A 19,405-nucleotide genomic window follows, 5' to 3' on the forward strand; every position below is an offset into this window, starting at 1 on the left:
ATTATCGTGTAGGTCCACTAAATACGACATACAGGATAATAAATCCCCCACAAATTAGACAGAGGTAAGCAAGTAATGATACTACCACCTGTACCCAGCCACGAAGTTTACTTCTGCTCCACACAATCAGTCCCATTGCGAGAATTAATAAAAACATTCCTGCAAATGAAACATACATCATAAACATTGAAATTGACAACGATTTCACCTCGACTAACTATAAATATCCTTTACATAGGTGTCATTATAACATAATCATCCGTTAGAACGAGTGAATTTTACTAATATTATGTGACGGAATTAAACATAAGGAATCCCGTGATAAAGGGGGTGACTCTACCACGGGATGACTAAATAAGTTTCCTTAGCAACTCTATCCTTGAATGCTTGTGCGATTTATCTTATGCATATAAATGTGATTTCGTATACTCAATTGCCTATGCCTTGCTATTTTTTGAAAAGTTTATTTAAACTATTCATATCACTTGGCATATTATTATTCACAATGGATTGCACAATTTTATCTTCTCTTTCTTTTGAGAGGGGTTTATTTGCCATTTGAGATAGCTGTTTTACTAAATTACGTACAGTTTGTTCATCTTTAAAATTAGCATGCTTTACAGAGTCTGCAACTTTATAAACATCTTCAGGGTTAATGTTTGCATTCTTCTGTAATTTATCAAATAAGCCTTTTTGAAAATTATTCACATTTTTTCCTCCTTGCGATTTCATTCATCATATTATATGCAAGGAGGTAAATTACGTGTTATTCGGAATATCTTTCCTTTAGTAGTACTGCTAAATCATCCATTTCGTCTCGTTTCCCTCTGTTCATCAGTTGTTCAACCACATCTTTTGGATCTTTATTTTCAAATATAACCTGATGAATACCACTTGTAATTGGCATTTCAACATTTTGATCTTTCGCAAATTGATGAGCAGCTTTAACAGTACGTACACCTTCAACTACCATGCCCATCTGCTCAAGTACTTCATCAAGCTGGTTTCCTTTGCCCAATAGATTTCCTGCACGCCAATTACGACTGTGCACACTAGTACAAGTAACTATTAGATCTCCAACGCCGGATAACCCTAGGAAACTTAACGGATTTGCCCCTAATGATGTACCCAACCGAGCAATTTCAGCCAGTCCTCTTGTAATTAGAGCTGCTTTCGCGTTATCACCATAACCTAAGCCATCAGATATTCCTGCACCTAGTGCAATAATGTTCTTTAGTGCGCCACCTAATTCTATACCTAGAATATCATCGCTTGTATAAACACGGAATGAATCACTTGAGAAGAGATCTTGTGCGTGTTTCGCTTTTTCTAGATTAATAGATGAAGTAGTAACTGTAGTTGGATGTCTTAATGCGACTTCTTCAGCATGACTTGGACCAGATAATACAACAACATCTTCATAATGTATATCCATCTCTTCCTCTATCATCTGAGAGACCCTTTTTAAACTAACAGGTTCTATACCTTTTGTCGCATGAATAACCGTTGTTTTTGGATCAATCCATTTATTCAATTCACTACATACTTCTCGAATCGCTTTCGTTGGGACAACAATTACAACTGCATCTACTCCAGAAACGGTTTGATGCATATCGCTAAAAGCGGTAATCTCCTTTGGAATATCCACATCTAGATATTTATTATTTCGATGAGTGTCATTAATTGTTTCGGCATGTTCTTTCCGATGTGCCCATAATCGAACTTCATGGCCATTGTCAGCCAATACGATTGCAAGTGCGGTTCCCCAACTTCCAGCACCTAGTACAGCAACTTTTTTCATGTGCTCATCTCTCCCTAATTTATTGGCGTCTTCTTGCGAATAATTTAATAGGTGTACCCACAAATCCAAATGCATCACGAATTTTATTCTCTAAAAATCTTTCGTATGAAAAGTGCATTAATTCTGGATCGTTTACAAAAACAACAAAACTTGGAGGTTGTACAGCAACCTGTGTTGCATAGAGTACCTTCAAGCGTTTTCCTTTTAGTGTAGGAGTAGGATTCATAGCTATAGCATCCATGATCACATCATTTAATACATTGGTTGGAATACGTTTCGTATGGCTTTCGCTAGCTACCTTAATTGCTGGAATTAATGTATGCATACGCTTTTTGGTTTTCGCTGATAAAAATACAACTGGAGCATAATCTAAATATTGAAAATGTGCTCGAATATTTTTTTCAAATTCTTTCATTGCTTTTTCATTTGATTCTACCGTATCCCATTTATTAACAACGATTACAATTGCTCTACCCGCATCATGTGCATATCCAGCTATACGTTTATCTTGTTCTCGTATACCTGTCTCGGCATCAATTAATACTAAAACAACATCAGATCGTTCAATAGCACGTAAGGCACGTAATACACTATATTTTTCTGTAGATTCATACACTTTCCCGCGTTTACGCATACCTGCCGTATCGATAATTACAAAATCTTGATCATCTCGATGTAACTTGGTATCTATGGCATCACGAGTTGTTCCCTCTATTTCGCTGACAATCACTCGATCTTCATTTAGTAATGCATTTACAAGAGAAGATTTACCTACATTTGGTCTTCCGATTAAACTAAAGTATATCGTATCCTCATCTTTTTCTTCTTCTGCTTCATTTGGAAAATGACCAACAACTTCATCAAGCAAGTCACCTAACCCAAGGCCATGTGTTCCTGAAATTGGAAACGGTTGTCCAAATCCCAATGAATAATATTCATAAATTGTTTCATGCATTTGTGGATTATCCATTTTGTTTACGCCTACCACAATAGGTTTATTAGATTTAAACAATAATTTAGCTACTTCATCGTCTGCAGCTGTAATACCTTCTTTTCCATTTAGTAAAAATACAATAACATCTGCTTCATCAATTGCAATTTCAGCTTGCTGTCTCATTTGCACAAGTAATGGTTCATCCCCTATTTCAATACCACCAGTATCAATGATATTAAAGGTATGATTAAGCCATTCTGCATTCGCATATATTCGATCCCTTGTTACACCAGGGATATCTTCTACAATTGAAATTCTTTCTCCTACTAAGCGATTAAAGATGGTTGACTTTCCTACGTTTGGTCTACCAACAATCGCGACTACAGATTTCCTCATCTTTAAGGAACATCCTCTCTCTTTTGTCTATTTGCCTTTATACATTCTAGCAAAATAAGGTAAGATAAACAATTAAATTCTATATTTAGTGTTTTACAATAATATAGACTTCATCACTTAATCGATGTGCTATTCCGTCAATTATCGCCTCTAAATTAGCTGCAAACAATTCTAGTTCCTCCCCTCTTTCACATATAAATATCGGTGCACCGCCTGCTACTTTAGATTGATTAGACGTAATTACTGCTAAGACAGTTTTTTCTAATTCCATATTCATGTTTTATTCCTCCTTATTGGTTTTGATTCAGAAGGCATTCGAACGGCACTCTCTAATACAGGTACTGCGCCTATTACTTTTTTCGCCTTTTCTGCATCTTTTACAAGCGGAAGAATAAATACTCCTAAACGGCCATCAGCTAAATCTCGTTTTATGAGTGGAGTTAATGCAGGAGTGCCTGAATCACGAAACACACCTAATGAAACAGATACATCATGTAATATTGCTTGACGTTGACCAAGATTAGCAATAGTAGTAATAATATTTATGTTTTTTGGTTTTAAGATAAATCCCATTCCGTGTTCTAATATTTCTTCCTGTCTTTCTGGTAGACCAATATTCATAATATAAATATTGTCTACGTATAAACCAGCACCATCAAAAGATATCTCCGATTGTTCAATATCTACTATATCTTTTAAAGTTGATCCACTCATGAGACTTAGTCCGACAATAAACGATAATATTGCTACAACGGATGCAGGAAACCATCCCCAAGCAATATATGCGAGGGTAGTAAAGAAAGCTGTAAACATAACTAGATAATTTCTGCTTTCAAATGAAATTGCTATCCCTTCAATATATGTATTGCCTCTTGATACCAATTCAAATCCATCTAATTCCGTAAGCGTATTTCTTTCCATGTTACGAACGTCTCTGAATTGTGTAGCTGCAACAGTCAAAAATGTCACGGCAGTAAATTGCATTTCCAGTAAAGCTGGAATTGCTAGAGCTCCTAAAGAAGCAGCTATAAATCCAAGCGATAAGTGGATAATGCGACCGTGTAAGTATGTGGGATATTGACGGTAATCCGAACGTAAAGTAAGTAACCTTGCGACAGTACCAGTTACGACTCCGAAAAGTATTGCATTTAAATATGCATCGATTTCCATGAAAGCCACCTCATCTTTAAAAACTGTATCTTTTAGTATGGCTCACTTTATAAATCTTAGTACATGGAAACAAAACTTAAAATGACACGATGATAGTGTGTGTAAACAAATAAAATGCCAAGGAATATAATTTCTTCCTTAGCATTTTATAGGTAAGATGATTTATTTATATTTATCGAGCTTATCGCCAATAAAATCTCCTAGTTGAAAACCAGATTGATCGTCATCTTTCTCATATTGCTTGAATTCTTTAGCTTCTTGTTCTTCTTCTAATTCTTTTATGCTTAAGCTAATTCGTTGATCTTCTTCACTAACATCCAATACTTTTACTTGAACTGTTTGTCCAATTTCAAGAACTTCTTGTGGTGTTCCGATATGACGGTTGGCGATTTGAGAAATGTGTACTAATCCTTCTACGCCAGGAAGTAACTCAACAAACGCACCAAAACTTACTAAGCGTTTCACTGTACCTTCAATTGTAGATCCTGCTTTAATTTGTTTCTCTACATTAGCCCATGGTCCCGGTAATGTGTTTTTATGAGATAAAGAGATTCGTTCATTATCTAGATCAACTGACAATACTTCTACTTTAATTTTGTCCCCTTCAGAAACAACATCAGAAGTCTTTTCTACATGTTCATGTGCAAGTTGAGAAATATGAACCAATCCGTCTACTCCACCAAGGTCAACAAACGCACCGAAGTTTGTAATACGTTGTACCGTCCCTTCAATAACTTGTCCAGGCTCAAGTGATTGTAGAACATCATTCTTTCTTGATTTTTCTTCCTCTTCCACAATGGCACGGTGGGATAAAATCACCCGATTTTGTGAACGATCTAAGTCTGCGATTTTTACTTTCAATGACTTATTTAGATAGTCACTAAAATCTTCAACATAATAAGTTTCTACTAAAGAAGCAGGTATAAAGCCGCGAACACCTACATCAACAACTAATCCGCCTTTTACAACTTCTTTTACAGTAGTCTCGAATGCTTCACCTGAGTTATATTTTTGTTCTAAATCTTCCCAGGCCGTTTCAGAATCTACTGCTCTTTTTGATAGAATGATTTCATCATCATCTATCTTTTTCACTTTTAATGAAACCGTATCCCCTTCTGAAAGTACATCTGTTGTTGCTTCAACGTGCATACTAGACAGTTCGCCAATCGGTAGAATTCCTTCTGTTTTATAACCGATATCTACAAGAACTTGTTTATCTTCTAATTTTACGACAGTTCCTGTTACGGTACTTCCTACTTCAAATGTTTGTAGATTTTTACTTTCTTCACTCATTTCCATAGCCTCCTAGGTACACTTCAACTATCCATCTATAAGGGAATAGTAAGAAAGATAAATTCTAGTTTCTATTTATAACTTCTAATAATTACAATTATTTGTCAAGTAAAGACAATTAATTTTTGTGAATATCATACAAATTTCTGATTTCTTCCATAATTGCCTCTGACATGTCTTTTGCAGAGGCTTTTTGTTCACGGTAGGTATTTACATCCATTGGTTCTCCGTAGGCTACTGTTGTTTTAGAAAATGGTTTGTATTTACCAATTATTACACAAGGAACGACGACAGCCTCTGAACGTAAAGCAAAAAATCCAACACCTGAAAGTGGTTTTCCTAATTCTCCAGTTTTACTTCTAGTACCTTCTGGAAAGAGACCAAGTGTATGCCCTTCTTCAAGGATTTTAAGTCCGTTACGCAATGCGTTACGATCTGCTAGTCCTCTACGAACTGGAAAAGCCTTTATCCCTAGTAACAGTTTTCCTAAGAAAGGTTTATCGAAGAGCTCTCCTTTTGCCATAAACGATATATCACGGCTGGAGGTGATACCAACAACAGGTGGGTCAAAATTAGAAATGTGATTTGAACAAATAATAACAGGACCAGACTTAGGGATGTTCTCCTTGCCAATCACTTTAATACGATAAAGCGGGTAAAAAATGATTGCTATAATAGATCTAGCAAATTTATAAAGCATCTTTCTCCCCCTCTATATACCCTTACTATTTTTAGTATTGTATTTAGAAATCTCTTGTAAGATTTGATCTTTTACTTCTGTAATCGAAAGTGAAGTTGTGTCGACTTCTATTGCATCTTTAGCTTTGATTAATGGTGATACTTCACGATTTGAATCTATTTGATCTCGATCACTAATTTCTTTTTTTAATGACTGAATATCTGAGGGGATACCCTTTTTAATATTTTCTTCATGACGTCTCTTTGCTCTTTCTTCCACAGATGCAACTAAAAAGATTTTAACTTCTGCATCTGGTAATACATGTGTACCTATATCTCTTCCATCCATTACTACACTGCGGTTATTTGCGAGTTTTTGTTGTCGAGATACCATCTCTTTACGGATAGATGGATGCTGCGCCACAAAAGATACTTGTGAAGTTACATCTGGATAACGAATTTCTTCAGAGACATCTTTGTTATTTACAAACACTCGTTGTCCATTTTCAGTCTGTTTTAATTCTATAATAGAATTCATTAATATAGTTAATACTCTCTCTTCATTTTTGGGATCTACACCCTCCTGTAAAGACTGATAGGTTAAAGCACGATACATGGCACCCGTGTCAACATAAATAAATCCTAATTGATTTGCGATCATTTTTGCCACAGTACTTTTTCCTGCTGCTGCGGGTCCGTCAATAGCAACTGTAATTATTTGTTCCAATCTTGTTCAACTCCTACAATAAAAAACTTGGCTTTTGCCAAGTTATCTTTCTTCATGATAATCATAACATATTCTATTTTTTGTGGTCGAATTAATTTCTCTCTTTCAACCTTTTTTCACGTTCTTTATCAAAACAATAACGAATTATCTCTTGTCGATCTTTTTGGGTGATGGAATGAAAATGTAATGATACGACATTCATTCTGATATTAAGTTCACGGATGGTAACAATTTCTGCTTGAGCGTACGCATAGTGGATCTTATTTTGATATTTCCTTTCAAGAGGCATCCATATATCGACCATTTCACTTAGTACAAGTTCTACTTCTTTCGGAGCTAGGATAGCCACACCGCCGCCACTAATATCTAATGTTGTTGTTGTAAATGGCTCAAATTGCTGAAGAACACTATGGACTGCAATATCGATGGTAGCATCTACACGCACATATTCACGTCGTTGAATTCTACTCCATTGTTCTTCATTAGGTTTTGTTATATATAATGATGGGATTTTCGCCTTTTTTCTAGATGTGATTTTTGTTGGAAATCGATAAATTGCATCATCCTCACCCACATAGACAGCAGAAAAATAAGTACCCACGTTAAAGAATGTGGTTTTCAAAGTTTCTTTATGTACAGGATAATTTATAATATAGCTTTCTTCCGTTTCATCAATGATTGTACACAGATAGATATCTGTTTTGTTTCTATTACTATTTTTAATTTCTAATTGAATTTTCTGCCCTATTTGTAGCATAAAGTACCCCCGATATGAGATTAAAATAATACTTTATACTTATTATGACAAAATAGGAACAAAGGCGCAAGCGCCCGTTTGGCACAGTAACGAATGCGCCTCTGTTTTTAAGAGTGGTTCGACAATGGTCGAGATTCCATTTCCATTGAGATAAAGGAATAACGGTGAGGTGAGGAGCCCATGATGACCTTCACCACAAGGGTATAAGCGCGACAAGCCTTATAAAGACAATCGGCAAGTCTTCTTTATCGTAGGTTATTTAGTTTAATTCGTTATTCTCAGGCACATCATTTTATGATTTCATAGATATTAAAAAAGGGGAAGGTTTTTTAAACCTTCCCTTATAAAACTTATAAAACTGAGTTATAATTTACTTCCTTACCGTCTAATTTTTCCACTAGTTCTTCTTGACCATTTTCTGCATTTATGAAAATTCGATAAGTCTCATCGTCCATGACACCGAGAAATTCATAAGTTAATATCTCCTCACCAGCATCATTATCAATAACTGCTAAGTGACTTTCTTGAATATCTACGGTACTATTCACATCATCTCTTGCTTCATCTTCTGAAATTTTTGGTTCGGGTATTTCTCTATCGGTGTGATTCATAAAATAACTATTAGTAGTCAGTCCTAGTAAGTCTCCGTTATCTAATCCGATTTTTACCTCAACAGCATCAGAATATACTCGAACACCATTATCGTTATATAAGAATGAATACACACCAATATGGTCATATTCACTACTTTGGAATAAAGTCATGTTCTCAAGTCCAAACGACTTTAAATATTCCTTTGCTTTTTCTGATCCTTCATTTAAACTGACTTGTTTTTCTCCCATTTCACGACTAACTAATAAATTTAGCGGATGCCCACCTTTTATTGCCATGTCCATATATCCATGTTCTTCCTCTGTATTATAGGAAATACTATAAAATGGTGTATCAGCACCATCACCGCTTTCAGAAATCGCAAGTAATTCTTTATCTTCAATTTCAAATATTTCCATAGCTCTTTGTAATGCTTCATTTTCTGTGACTTCAGGTCCTGTCAAATTTTTATAAGCATGATCTTGCGTTTTCGTACTTATCGTTGAATTTTCTGGAGCACCCTGTCCAAACCCTTCAACCGATTTTTCTACAGTTTGAAATCCATTAACAATTGTATTATCTTGTTGTGCGTTCTCATCTGATAACGCGAGTTCAACGTCCATCCAACTTAACCCTTCATCTAAAGCAGCATGTTGAACTTGTCTTAATTCGTCTTTAATTTGTCCAGACTGAGCGTAATAGTCTTTTAATTTCTGGGTTTCTTCTTCCGTTAATGGATTATCATCTAAATTTCGAACTGCAGTTTGATAAGTGAATTCACCTATATCTGATAAAAATTGTTCAGTTTTATGAAAAGGTAATAACCCTAAGGGTAATTGACCTACATTCGAATGTGCTTGTGATGTTAATCTCCAAATATCCACGAATTGAGGCGATAAACGTTCTTTCGAATTCATCGCTAGTGCAGTTCCAATCTCATCGTTTAATAAATCCATATGATAGGTTAACTCATGAAATGAACGTTGGTATTCATTTTCCGCTTGTATTTTTATTTCATTTTTTTCACTATATTCGTTATACCCCCATACCGCTGTTCCAATTACTGCTACACTAAGAACACCTATTGCGATCCAGCGAAACATAATTCTCACACCTTCCTATTTACAAAATATATGTTTTCCAATTTGTTTAATCTGTGGTCTCGTCCATATCCAGCCAGAAGTTGCAGTATCAGGATTAAAATAGTAAAGGGCATTTCCAGATGGATCCCAACCATTAATAGCGTCTAGAACGGCTTCTTTAGCTCTTTCATTCGGCTCTAACCAAATCTGGCCATCGGCTACTGCCGTAAAAGCACGAGGTTCAAAGATAACACCTGACACTGTATCTGGAAATAACGCACTATTTAACCGGTTAAGGATAACAGCTGCTACAGCCACTTGACCTTCATAAGGTTCACCTCTTGCTTCACCATATACTGCATTTGCCATTAGTTGAATATCATTTTGAGAATAACCCTGCGGAACATTTACAGCGGTAGTTCCACCATTGCCTTCGCTTGTATTTCCACCACCAGGATTACTTTGATCATCTGTGTTCCTATCTCCTCCACCATAGTGTGTAAACTGATTTCCTTTGTTTATTTGCTCATTTACATATTCTTTATCATAATTACTTGCTTGCACCAATTTATCCTTCGTTGTTTGCCCTGCCATACCATCTATTTCCATTCCAAATTCATATTGGAAATTTCGTAAGGCCCAATACGTACCCCAACCAAAGACACCATCAATATTACCGTTATAAAAACCTAAATACTGTAGTCTAGCTTGTAGCTCAATAACATCTTCACCAACCGCACCTTGTTGGATTACTTGATTACTAAATGCATATGTTTTTGTATTGTCTGTCTGCACAAAATACAAAGTGAGACTACTACAAACAACAAGTATTAACATGATCGCCTTATATGTTTGATGCATTTTTATTTCCTCCGTTCCTTGTTATAGGATGCACCACTATTTTTTGTGTTATTTCCTTTTTTATTCATTCAGAATAGAAATAATAAAAAACTACCTAACAATCAACGAAATGATTGTTAGGTAGTTTATTCTAATTAGTTAATGTATTTTCATTAGCTCGTTTTAACCTGTATAACGCAAATATCCAACATATAACCATAAAAGGAGTCAAAATTAATATAAAACTACTGAATCCTTTTAAAATAAAATTATATGCTCCATGCAGAAGAAATGGTATTAAAAATGCGAGAGTGAGATTTCTATTTTTGTTATCTGGATGTGTCTTGGCTTTCCCTAAATAATATCCCATAATAATCCCAAATAACGCATGAGAAGACACTGGGAAAATGGCGCGCATAAATGCATACTCTATTCCATTGGTAATTAAATAAAGAATATTCTCGATAGAAGCAAACCCTAAACTAAGTGAACTGGCATAAACAATACCATCATAATGATTATCAAATTCTTCATGTTGATACATTACAAACATAAATACAAACCATTTAAAAAACTCTTCAAGTAAAGCAATTTGAAAAAAAGCCTCGACAAAAATAGAATTGTAATTAAATTCACTAGATATTGCATATTGGATAAACATAATTGGTAGAACGAGTAAAGCACCTAATATAAACATCCGTATAATTAACCGGATGGGTTCAGTTATTTTATCCTTCAAATAAATATACGATAGCAAAGCTATTGCAGGAGCTATACCAACTGATAATATAGACAACATAAATATACCTCTTCTCTAAACCCAATTCGTTCACCTTAGTATCTAGTAATTATAATTACATGAATGAATTCCATAATTGCATTTTAGACAATGCATTTTTAATAATAGTTAGATATTAATGTTTGGAATAGAAGAACAACTTGAATTTGATTGGAATGGAAGACGACGACTCCTGCTCCGTATGGAGCTTGAAGATCCACTTAGAAATTGTGGGCTTATTTTTCAAGTTAGCTTAATCAGGTGCATTCTAAAAGCAATCGTCTGCTATGGAGATTAAACACTTACTTAAAATGGATGAAAAAGTGTATGTAAGGGTACTTCACTAGCAAGTCCTACCATGAGCTTGATTCGCGCTTTTTTACTATCATAATCTTTTCCTAAAATAACACCATTCTGTAATAAATCATACGTACTTCCTGGATAGTCGTAAGTTGGATAAACTTCTCCCTCTACTGCTGTTGTTGTGATAACCACTGCAATACCTTCTTCAATACATTGTCTAATTTCCTGCATCATCGTTGGGGATACTTGTCCTCTTCCAACGCCTTCAATTACAATTCCATCAACTTGATTTTCTCTAGCTGCTTTAATATATTTACCATCAGCATTCATATACACTTTGATAATATCTACTTCAGGTAAGTCCTTTCGTAGTTGATAATTATCTTTGAAAGTAGGCTTTTGAAATACGCGTACTTGATTATTATCAATAATTCCTAAATAGCCATATCCAAATGCATTAAATCCCTGAATATTTGAAGCGTGTTCCTTACGAACATAACGTGAATGAAAAATACGCTCATTAAATACTACTGTGACCCCAACTTCATTTAATTCTTCACTACAAGCAGTTAGAACTGCATTTTTTATATTAATATAAGAATCTGTACCTATTTCTAACGGAGAGCGCTGTGAACCTGTAAAAACAATTGGAATATGATAATCTGTGATTAGATTCATAAAGTAAGAAGATTCTTCTAATGTGTCAGTTCCTTGTGTAATGACTATTCCATCAAAGCTATTGTTTAATAAAAGTTCATCCATTTTTGATTTTAATACAAGTAAATCTTGAAATGTTAAGTGTATGCTTGCTTTTTGAAATATAGAATGGACGACTACCTCGATTCCATTAGGAATATCGCATTTCTCTAGTAATTCTTCCCCGGTTAGTACTCCTGATTCTAATTTATCACTGTTTGGTTTTTTTTCGCTTGCTATGGTACCACCAGTAGCTAATAGTAAGATTTTTTTAGTCATTGCTAACCCTTCTTTTTATGTAATTATTTCTTACTATATTATCCTTTGCCAAAGAAAATCTTTCAAGTATATTTTATCTTATAAGTATAAATGCTGAATAGAATCATTTTTTTAATATAAGTTATATAGAAAGCTAACTGTAAAAAATCCACAAAGTAAAGAGTCTTCGTGGATTTGTTTTCATATATTCTTTTTTTTATATAAAATTGATTTTGTTATTGGAATTCCATGAAAGCGACCATTTTCAATAAAGACCTTATTATTGTCATATCCTGCAGCAATTACTCCAGCAATATACAAATTTTCCATATTTGTTTCCAAGGTATTTTCATCAAATTGAGGCTTCCCTGTTTCCTTGTTTATTTCCACTCCCGCTTGTCTTAATAAGGAATAGTTTGGTTGATATCCCGTCATAGCAAATACAAAATCATTATCAATTGTATATGTATTCCCATGGACTTCGTACGTTAATGTATGGTCACTAATTTTTGTCACCGTAGCTTCAAATATCATATCTACTTTACCATTACGAACTAAAGACTCAAATTCAGGCAATATCCATGGTTTAATACTTTTAGAGTAATGGTTACCTCGATATAAGACTGTCACATGAGCGCCAGCTTTATGTAACTCAATTGTGGCATCTACGGAGGAATTTTTACCTCCAATAACAACTACGTTTTGATCAAAGTAAGGATGCGCTTCTTTAAAATAATGCGTAACTTTTGGCTTGGATTCTCCAGGAACCTCTAAAAAATTTGGTTGATCATAATAACCCGTTGCTAATATGACATAGGATGCGTAATATACGTTTAGTTCTTCGTGTATATTTGATGTTGTAATAGTATAACCTGTGCCATTTTTATCTTTAAGCAGTTCTATTACTTTCTCATATGGTCGTATACGTAGATTTTTTCTTTGTGCAACTTCTCTATAATATACCATTGCTTGATTTCTTACTGGTTTTTTATTTTCTGTAATAAAAGGAACATCACCAATCTCAAGTCTGTCGCTTGAACTAAAAAAAGTCTGATGTGTAGGATAATTACTTATGGTTTGGACAACATTTCCTTTTTCTAATAGTAATGGTTCTATTCCTTCTTTTTGTAATTCTAGAGCAGTAGCCATACCACATGGACCTGCACCAATTATAATTACTTCCTCCTGTTGCATGAATTGCCCTTCTTTCCCTGCCAGATTTAAAATGACGCCTGACATAAAAGAAATTATTCAAAGAAAACAACTGGATGGATGAAATTCCCTCGTGCAATTGTTTGAGTCAACCTCTCGATCTGCTTTCTTCTGCAGACACTATATATGGTTTCAAAGTTTTACGTGCTCTGAATTGTTCAGTATTTGAATTTTTTCTATTTATTATGTCTAGCGTCATTCATACTTACTTATTTATTATAAACAATACATTTACACCCAACCACGGAAACGAGATGCTTCTGCCATCTTTCTTACACCAACCATATAAGCAGCTAACCTCATATCAATTCTTCGTGTTCTAGACATGTTATAAATGTTGTTAAATGATTTTATCATTATTTCGTGTAATTTGTTATCGATTTCTTCTTCTGACCAATAGAATCCTTGGTTATTTTGTACCCATTCAAAGTAGGATACAGTAACTCCACCTGCAGAAGCTAAAACATCCGGTACAATCAATATATCACGTTCAGTTAGGATTTTAGTTGCTTCCATTGTTGTAGGTCCATTAGCTGCTTCAACTACTATCGAAGCTTTAATATTATGTGCATTTTCACGGGTAATCTGATTCTCAACAGCAGCCGGAACAATAATATCACAGTCTAATTCAAATAATGCATCATTGGAAATAGTATTATTAAATAATTTCGTAACAGTACCAAAACTGTCTCTACGATCTAATAAATAATCGATATCTAATCCTTCTGGATCGTACAAGGCCCCATAAGCATCAGAAATTGCGACAACTTTCGCACCTGCATCGTGTAAAAACTTTGCTAAGAAGCTTCCAGCATTTCCAAAACCTTGGATAACAACACGGGCTCCTTTAATATCTATCCCTTTCTTTTTAGCTGCTTCATTTAATACAATCGTTACACCTTTTGCTGTAGCAGATTCTCTTCCATGTGATCCACCAAGAACAATTGGTTTACCAGTAATAAACCCTGGATTGTTAAATTCATCAATTTTACTATACTCATCCATCATCCACGCCATAATTTGTGAGTTAGTAAACACATCAGGTGCTGGAATATCTTTTGTCGGTCCTACAATTTGACTAACCGCACGCACATAACCACGGCTCAATGCTTCTAATTCACGGAAAGACATTTCACGAGGATCGCAAATAATTCCACCTTTAGCTCCACCATAAGGAAGATCAACAATCCCCGATTTTAAACTCATCCAAATAGAAAGCGCCTTTACTTCTGTCTCTGTAACATCAGGATGAAAACGTATACCACCTTTGGTAGGGCCAACTGCATCATTATGTTGAGCACGATAACCTGTAAATACTTTTACATTTCCGTCATCCATTCTTACTGGAATACGGACTGTTAGAATCCGCATTGGTTCTTTCAATAGTTCAAATACTTCTTCGGGGTAACCAAGTTTATCCAATGCACTCTTAATAATAGTTTGTGTTGTATTTAAAACATCCATATTTTCTTGATTCACATTTGAAGAATCTGCTGCTTTATCGGCTACCATGAATTAACCTCCTACAATATATATCCTTGTTTTGCCCACTCAAAAATTAGTATACACTTTCAAACAGAATATGCAATAACATAAATCAAATCTGACCCCTATTATCAGATGTTCTTATAATGGAATTATTCTAAATAATCTCGCTTATTTATAATCAATTCTATTCGAATCGTATTATTAGTAAAAGAAACGCTTAATTTGTTGAACAGTATTCTCTTTCATAATTAGTTTCCCATATTCCTCGATTCGGTGAGATGTGACTATACTAGGGTTAGCGTATTCAGACATGACTCCAATTATATCTTCTTTATCGACAAGTGATAATTCAATGTGATCTAAAATCATATAATATCTATCATCCATATGATAAAGTCTTATGTTTTCCAATCCCATAGGATCTAGATAAGATATAACAGAAATTATATCTTCAAAGTCAATAAAGGAGAAAATTAACTCTTTACTCTCATCCAATGTAACCTTCATTTCAATATAATCCTCATCTTCATTATTATCTTCATATTGTTGAGTTACAAATATATGCATTCCTTGAGCTTGCATTAAATGAACTTGAACTAATAGCATTCCCTCTAATTCAATACCAAGTTCACTACTTGCTTCATACATCATATCACTGAATAAGCTTCGAACATTTGATGCATCATGCCATAAATCTTCTCTTGTAAAACCACGTTCAATGAGATCATCGAACGTTAAAAAAATCTTAAATTGATCTGTAGAAACTCGTTCTATTCGCATCCTGCATCCTCCCCCTTATCGAAGTGCTCATTCTACATTACACTGCACAGAATATAGTGGATGTTTAGAAGCACTTTATATACTATATGCATTTTATCCTAGTGATGAACAGTTCAAACTTGTTTCATTTATTCAATCAAAAAAATATTAAAATCAACTATCCATAAGATACCTGAAACCAGCACGGATAATATGATAATTACCATTATAAGACGAAATAAAGAAAAATTTAATTTCAATCGCATGCGCTTAGAATTATAATGAACATCTTTTCTTGGTGGTAAGTTTAATATATCCATTTCCAACTCTTTATGCTTGGATATTTGTATTGAGTCACTGTTAAATTCTTGATTAGAACTATCATTTAGTTCTTCTACCGCTTTTCTTAAGTCATCAGCTTGATCTTTCTTTACCTCTTCAGTAATATTCGACATGCTAAGCACCTCATTTCTTGAAACGGATAATTAAACCTAATACTAAATCAATGATAAAATGAGCGGTAATTGTAATAAGTAAATTTTCTGTACGTTCAAATATCCAACCAATAAAAAAGCTTACTAAAACTATTGATAAAAATAATACCGTTTTTTTTAAATATCGGATATGTACCAAAGCAAATAAAAGACTTGCAAATACATAACCAAAAGTAGTTTGAATTGTTCCTCGGAATAATAATTCTTCACAAATTGCAACTAACAATGTAAATCCAATAATGAACAAGATAGGTTGCTTTTTAAAAATTCGTTTATTAATTCCACCATCGTCAAAAGATTCATTTGGAAAAACGCTCATCAGTATAATATCAAAAACAATCACAATGAATGCCGAACCAAAGCCGATTAATAATATTTCATTCACGTTAGCATCGAAGTAATCCAACCATACTTTCCAAGAAGGAAATAAAATAAGACTTAACACAATACTTATAACTAAAAATAAAATTTGTGAAAAAACTAATTGATATCGTAATTCTTTATCCGATAATTGCTTAATAATCTCATCTTGTTTCATGTTCTACCTCGGTAATATGAAAAATAGATTGTAATTTACTTTCCCAAGATAAAAACTCAGTAGTTCTATTCTCGGTTGTTTCCGGTAGCCACTCACTCCACTGAAAATAACAATTACTACAACATTGTCCTACACTGGGGCGATAGCTGTCTTGAAAAGGCATGTACAGTTTTTGACGATAGCATTGATCACTATTTACCCAGTTGATCATCTCCGCCAATTTCTTCTCTTTATAGGTTACTCGTTCTTCTATATAATTACTTATCTCTTTTTTTATCATTTCTATATTAACATCTTCTGTAATCAATTGATTTTCCACTATCATATCATGTTTTTCTATCTGTGACCGTATGAACCTCCATTGAACTTCACTAATCTGAAGATGGGAAATTACTTCTTCATCAATAATGGTATGATGACCTTGATTTGATAAGCCCTGTAGCCAATCAACAATTCGGTATACATCTTCTTTTGTTGGCAGTTCTTGTTGAATAATTTGTCTAGGTAATGCCCAGTCACCACTAGCATATAAGATCACTGCCACACTCTCTTTTCCATCTCTCCCTGCTCTTCCAACTTCTTGGATATAAGACTCTATTTGTGAAGGTAAATGATAATGAATAACAAGTCTTATATCAGGTTTATTGATACCCATACCAAAAGCACTTGTACAACAAATCACATCTAGCTGGTTATTCATAAATTGTTGTTGAATATGTATTCGATCGGTCGCTTCCATTCCACCATGATAATACGCAATATTTCTATTTTGTATGGTGGATGATAACCATCTAGAGGTTTCCTCAGCTAAATAACGACTTGTGAAATAAATCAAAGTCGGTACATGGTATTGTTGAATTATTTCCTGAATTCGATCTTTCTTTTCGTTCATACTTTCAATCTTTTCTATACAAAAAGCGATATTATCTCTATCCATTGGAAAGATATGCTTCGTTATACGGGTTCTATTTAAACTATTAATGATATCGTCTTGTACATCTGGCGTAGCGGTCGCACTTAATGCCAAGATAGTAGGATTTTCCAGCTTAGCAATGATGTCATGAAGTTTTAAGTAGTCTGGGCGAAACTCATGTCCCCATTGTGATATACAGTGAGCCTCATCAATTACGAATAATGTGACATTAATTTGCTGCAGTTTATCAATAAAAATAGAATTCTGAGCCCATTCGGGAGAGAGATAAATTAGACGATAATTTCCTAAATTATTTAGAACATTATGCCTTTCCTCTCTAGAGAGAAAACTGTTTAATGCAATAGCGTCCTTAATTCCCTTTGCTTTTAATTCCTTTACCTGGTCTATCATTAAAGATATTAACGGCGATACAACGATTATCACTCCATTTTGTAAAATTGCTGGAAGCTGGTAGCAGATTGACTTGCCAGAACCTGTTGGTAGTACACCGAGCACATCATTACCATTCATTACATCTGTAATAATCTCTTCCTGCCCTTGGCGAAAACTATCATATTGGAAATAATATTTTAGAGCTTCCTGCAAGTTAAATTTGGACTCTATCATTGGTTTCCCCCCTACTCGTTCCTATTAAAGCTAAAGTAAGTCGAATTTCAAAATAACTAACATTAGTATCCAAGCATTGTTTAATTTCTCGAAGACGAAAGGTATTTGACCTCTTCATTGCTTGAAAAATAATTTCTACTGTTTCTTTACTAACAAAATTATAAATAGGAAAATGATGATCCCGGATTGCTATTTCTACAATATGGTCTTGAATTGTATTTATCTTTAAATTTCTAATACGAACGATATCATTAATTTGATGTCCTTTTTTTAATAAGGTATAAGTTTTAGCCGCGCTACTACTTAAGGTTGTATGGTCATCTCGTAAGTCTTCAATTATTGACTGCATTATCGGATACTTATCAAGTTTTTTATGTATATTGTAAAGGAATTGCATGATTACTTTAGAAAGCAATAACTCAATGTTTTCATGATCAAGTTTATATTTCTGAGATAGTTGTTCCATACTCAATCCATAGTAATTGTACCCAGATAGTCGATCTACAAAAATAGAAGCTTCTGTATCACCAAGTAACAAAAGTTGTTGATGCAGCTCTTGATATAATCGAGTTTGAATTATGTCTAAGTGATCTTTATATAAATGAAATTTTCGTTTTACAAAACTTTCAGCAATCCACTTATCTGTGGTTGGTATAAAATTATAATTCCGTTGATATGTATTTGCTATAGTTTGAATTAAAAGTAGTAATCGATCTGTAAATGGCTGTACTAGTTGATGATATTCTATTCCGTGAAATCCTTCTATTTGGGCTGGTTGCATATCTACAAATTCTTTACCTTTTGTTGTTGTTTCAAAATAACTATTATCCATTTGTGTTAAGTAATGATGACGATGTAAATGAACAATCTTCTTATCATATGTTTCTTTTGATAACGAAGGCAAGATACCATAAAAAGAATCAATTCTGTACAAATAAGCATCTTGAACAGTTTGAATTGATTTTTTAGCAGTTAACAAATAATAAATACTTGATGCAGAACGCTCTGCTTGGATTTTCTCAAAACAATATAAAATAATACGTTCAAGAAACATAATGACCTCCTTGTAT

The 19,405-nt window shown here is 34.1% G+C and carries 21 protein-coding genes; all 21 read right to left on the bottom strand.

Translation table 11 applies throughout. From position 1 onward, the window contains the following. Position 1: 1 nt before the first annotated feature. Entirely contained in the window at positions 2-199 is a 198-nt protein-coding gene (locus C794_RS20440; protein ID WP_077596477.1) for a DUF2768 domain-containing protein, read from the bottom strand. 248 nt (positions 200-447) lie between these two features. Continuing rightward, on the bottom strand, positions 448-708 hold the full coding sequence (locus tag C794_RS09550) for a stage VI sporulation protein F (protein ID WP_017796912.1): 261 nt from the start codon (positions 706-708) through the stop codon (positions 448-450). 58 nt (positions 709-766) lie between these two features. Further along, a complete protein-coding gene (locus tag C794_RS09555) occupies positions 767-1,801 on the bottom strand; it encodes an NAD(P)H-dependent glycerol-3-phosphate dehydrogenase (RefSeq protein ID WP_017796913.1) in 1,035 nt (344 codons plus the stop codon). 19 nt (positions 1,802-1,820) lie between these two features. Beyond that, positions 1,821-3,131 (bottom strand): ribosome biogenesis GTPase Der, encoded by a 1,311-nt coding sequence (gene der, locus C794_RS09560; RefSeq protein ID WP_017796914.1) that lies wholly within the window; start codon positions 3,129-3,131, stop codon positions 1,821-1,823. Positions 3,132-3,216: 85 nt separating this feature from the next. Beyond that, a complete protein-coding gene (locus C794_RS09565; protein ID WP_017796915.1) occupies positions 3,217-3,408 on the bottom strand; it encodes a capping complex subunit for YIEGIA in 192 nt (63 codons plus the stop codon). Beyond that, positions 3,405-4,301: a YIEGIA family protein gene (locus C794_RS09570; protein WP_017796916.1), complete on the bottom strand. Its 897-nt coding sequence runs from the start codon at positions 4,299-4,301 to the stop codon at positions 3,405-3,407. The genes C794_RS09565 and C794_RS09570 overlap by 4 nt, the downstream gene beginning before the upstream one ends. 162 nt (positions 4,302-4,463) lie before the next feature. Continuing rightward, positions 4,464-5,594 carry a 30S ribosomal protein S1 gene (gene rpsA, locus C794_RS09575; RefSeq protein ID WP_017796917.1) on the bottom strand — a complete coding sequence of 377 codons (1,131 nt, stop codon included), beginning with the start codon at positions 5,592-5,594 and terminating at the stop codon, positions 4,464-4,466. Positions 5,595-5,712: 118 nt separating this feature from the next. Continuing rightward, a complete protein-coding gene (locus C794_RS09580) occupies positions 5,713-6,294 on the bottom strand; it encodes a lysophospholipid acyltransferase family protein (protein ID WP_017796918.1) in 582 nt (193 codons plus the stop codon). 12 nt (positions 6,295-6,306) lie between these two features. Continuing rightward, positions 6,307-6,999 (bottom strand): (d)CMP kinase, encoded by a 693-nt coding sequence (cmk, locus tag C794_RS09585; RefSeq protein ID WP_017796919.1) that lies wholly within the window; start codon positions 6,997-6,999, stop codon positions 6,307-6,309. 91 nt (positions 7,000-7,090) lie between these two features. Further along, positions 7,091-7,756, bottom strand: coding sequence for a flagellar brake protein (locus C794_RS09590; RefSeq protein WP_017796920.1), 666 nt, complete (start codon positions 7,754-7,756; stop codon positions 7,091-7,093). Between the two features lie 350 nt (positions 7,757-8,106). Beyond that, positions 8,107-9,450, bottom strand: a complete 1,344-nt coding sequence (gene ypeB / locus C794_RS09595; protein WP_017796921.1) for a germination protein YpeB — start codon at positions 9,448-9,450, stop codon at positions 8,107-8,109. A gap of 15 nt (positions 9,451-9,465) precedes the next feature. Then, complete coding sequence (sleB, locus tag C794_RS09600) at positions 9,466-10,290, bottom strand: spore cortex-lytic enzyme (protein ID WP_017796922.1); 825 nt, start codon at positions 10,288-10,290, stop codon at positions 9,466-9,468. A 130-nt stretch (positions 10,291-10,420) separates the two neighbouring features. Then, entirely contained in the window at positions 10,421-11,068 is a 648-nt protein-coding gene (gene prsW, locus C794_RS09605) for a glutamic-type intramembrane protease PrsW (RefSeq protein ID WP_017796923.1), read from the bottom strand. Positions 11,069-11,353: 285 nt separating this feature from the next. Beyond that, positions 11,354-12,325, bottom strand: a complete 972-nt coding sequence (locus tag C794_RS09610) for an asparaginase (protein ID WP_017796924.1) — start codon at positions 12,323-12,325, stop codon at positions 11,354-11,356. 180 nt (positions 12,326-12,505) lie between these two features. Continuing rightward, positions 12,506-13,498 carry a YpdA family putative bacillithiol disulfide reductase gene (locus C794_RS09615; RefSeq protein WP_017796925.1) on the bottom strand — a complete coding sequence of 331 codons (993 nt, stop codon included), beginning with the start codon at positions 13,496-13,498 and terminating at the stop codon, positions 12,506-12,508. A 249-nt stretch (positions 13,499-13,747) separates the two neighbouring features. Beyond that, the gene (locus tag C794_RS09620; protein WP_017796926.1) at positions 13,748-15,028 is read right to left on the bottom strand and encodes a Glu/Leu/Phe/Val family dehydrogenase; all 1,281 of its coding nucleotides are present in this window, start codon (positions 15,026-15,028) and stop codon (positions 13,748-13,750) included. A 177-nt stretch (positions 15,029-15,205) separates the two neighbouring features. Further along, positions 15,206-15,784: a genetic competence negative regulator gene (locus tag C794_RS09625; protein WP_017796927.1), complete on the bottom strand. Its 579-nt coding sequence runs from the start codon at positions 15,782-15,784 to the stop codon at positions 15,206-15,208. Between the two features lie 128 nt (positions 15,785-15,912). Further along, positions 15,913-16,218: a hypothetical protein gene (locus tag C794_RS09630; RefSeq protein WP_017796928.1), complete on the bottom strand. Its 306-nt coding sequence runs from the start codon at positions 16,216-16,218 to the stop codon at positions 15,913-15,915. A gap of 10 nt (positions 16,219-16,228) precedes the next feature. Next, the gene (locus C794_RS09635) at positions 16,229-16,795 is read right to left on the bottom strand and encodes a CPBP family intramembrane glutamic endopeptidase (RefSeq protein WP_017796929.1); all 567 of its coding nucleotides are present in this window, start codon (positions 16,793-16,795) and stop codon (positions 16,229-16,231) included. After that, positions 16,782-18,335 (bottom strand): RecQ family ATP-dependent DNA helicase, encoded by a 1,554-nt coding sequence (locus tag C794_RS09640; protein ID WP_017796930.1) that lies wholly within the window; start codon positions 18,333-18,335, stop codon positions 16,782-16,784. Before C794_RS09640 ends, C794_RS09635 begins: the two co-directional genes overlap by 14 nt. Continuing rightward, on the bottom strand, positions 18,316-19,389 hold the full coding sequence (locus C794_RS09645) for a YpbB family protein (protein ID WP_017796931.1): 1,074 nt from the start codon (positions 19,387-19,389) through the stop codon (positions 18,316-18,318). The genes C794_RS09640 and C794_RS09645 overlap by 20 nt, the downstream gene beginning before the upstream one ends. Positions 19,390-19,405: the final 16 nt, after the last annotated feature.

This window comes from Oceanobacillus kimchii X50 (genome assembly GCF_000340475.1).
Lineage (GTDB): Bacteria > Bacillota > Bacilli > Bacillales > Amphibacillaceae > Oceanobacillus > Oceanobacillus kimchii.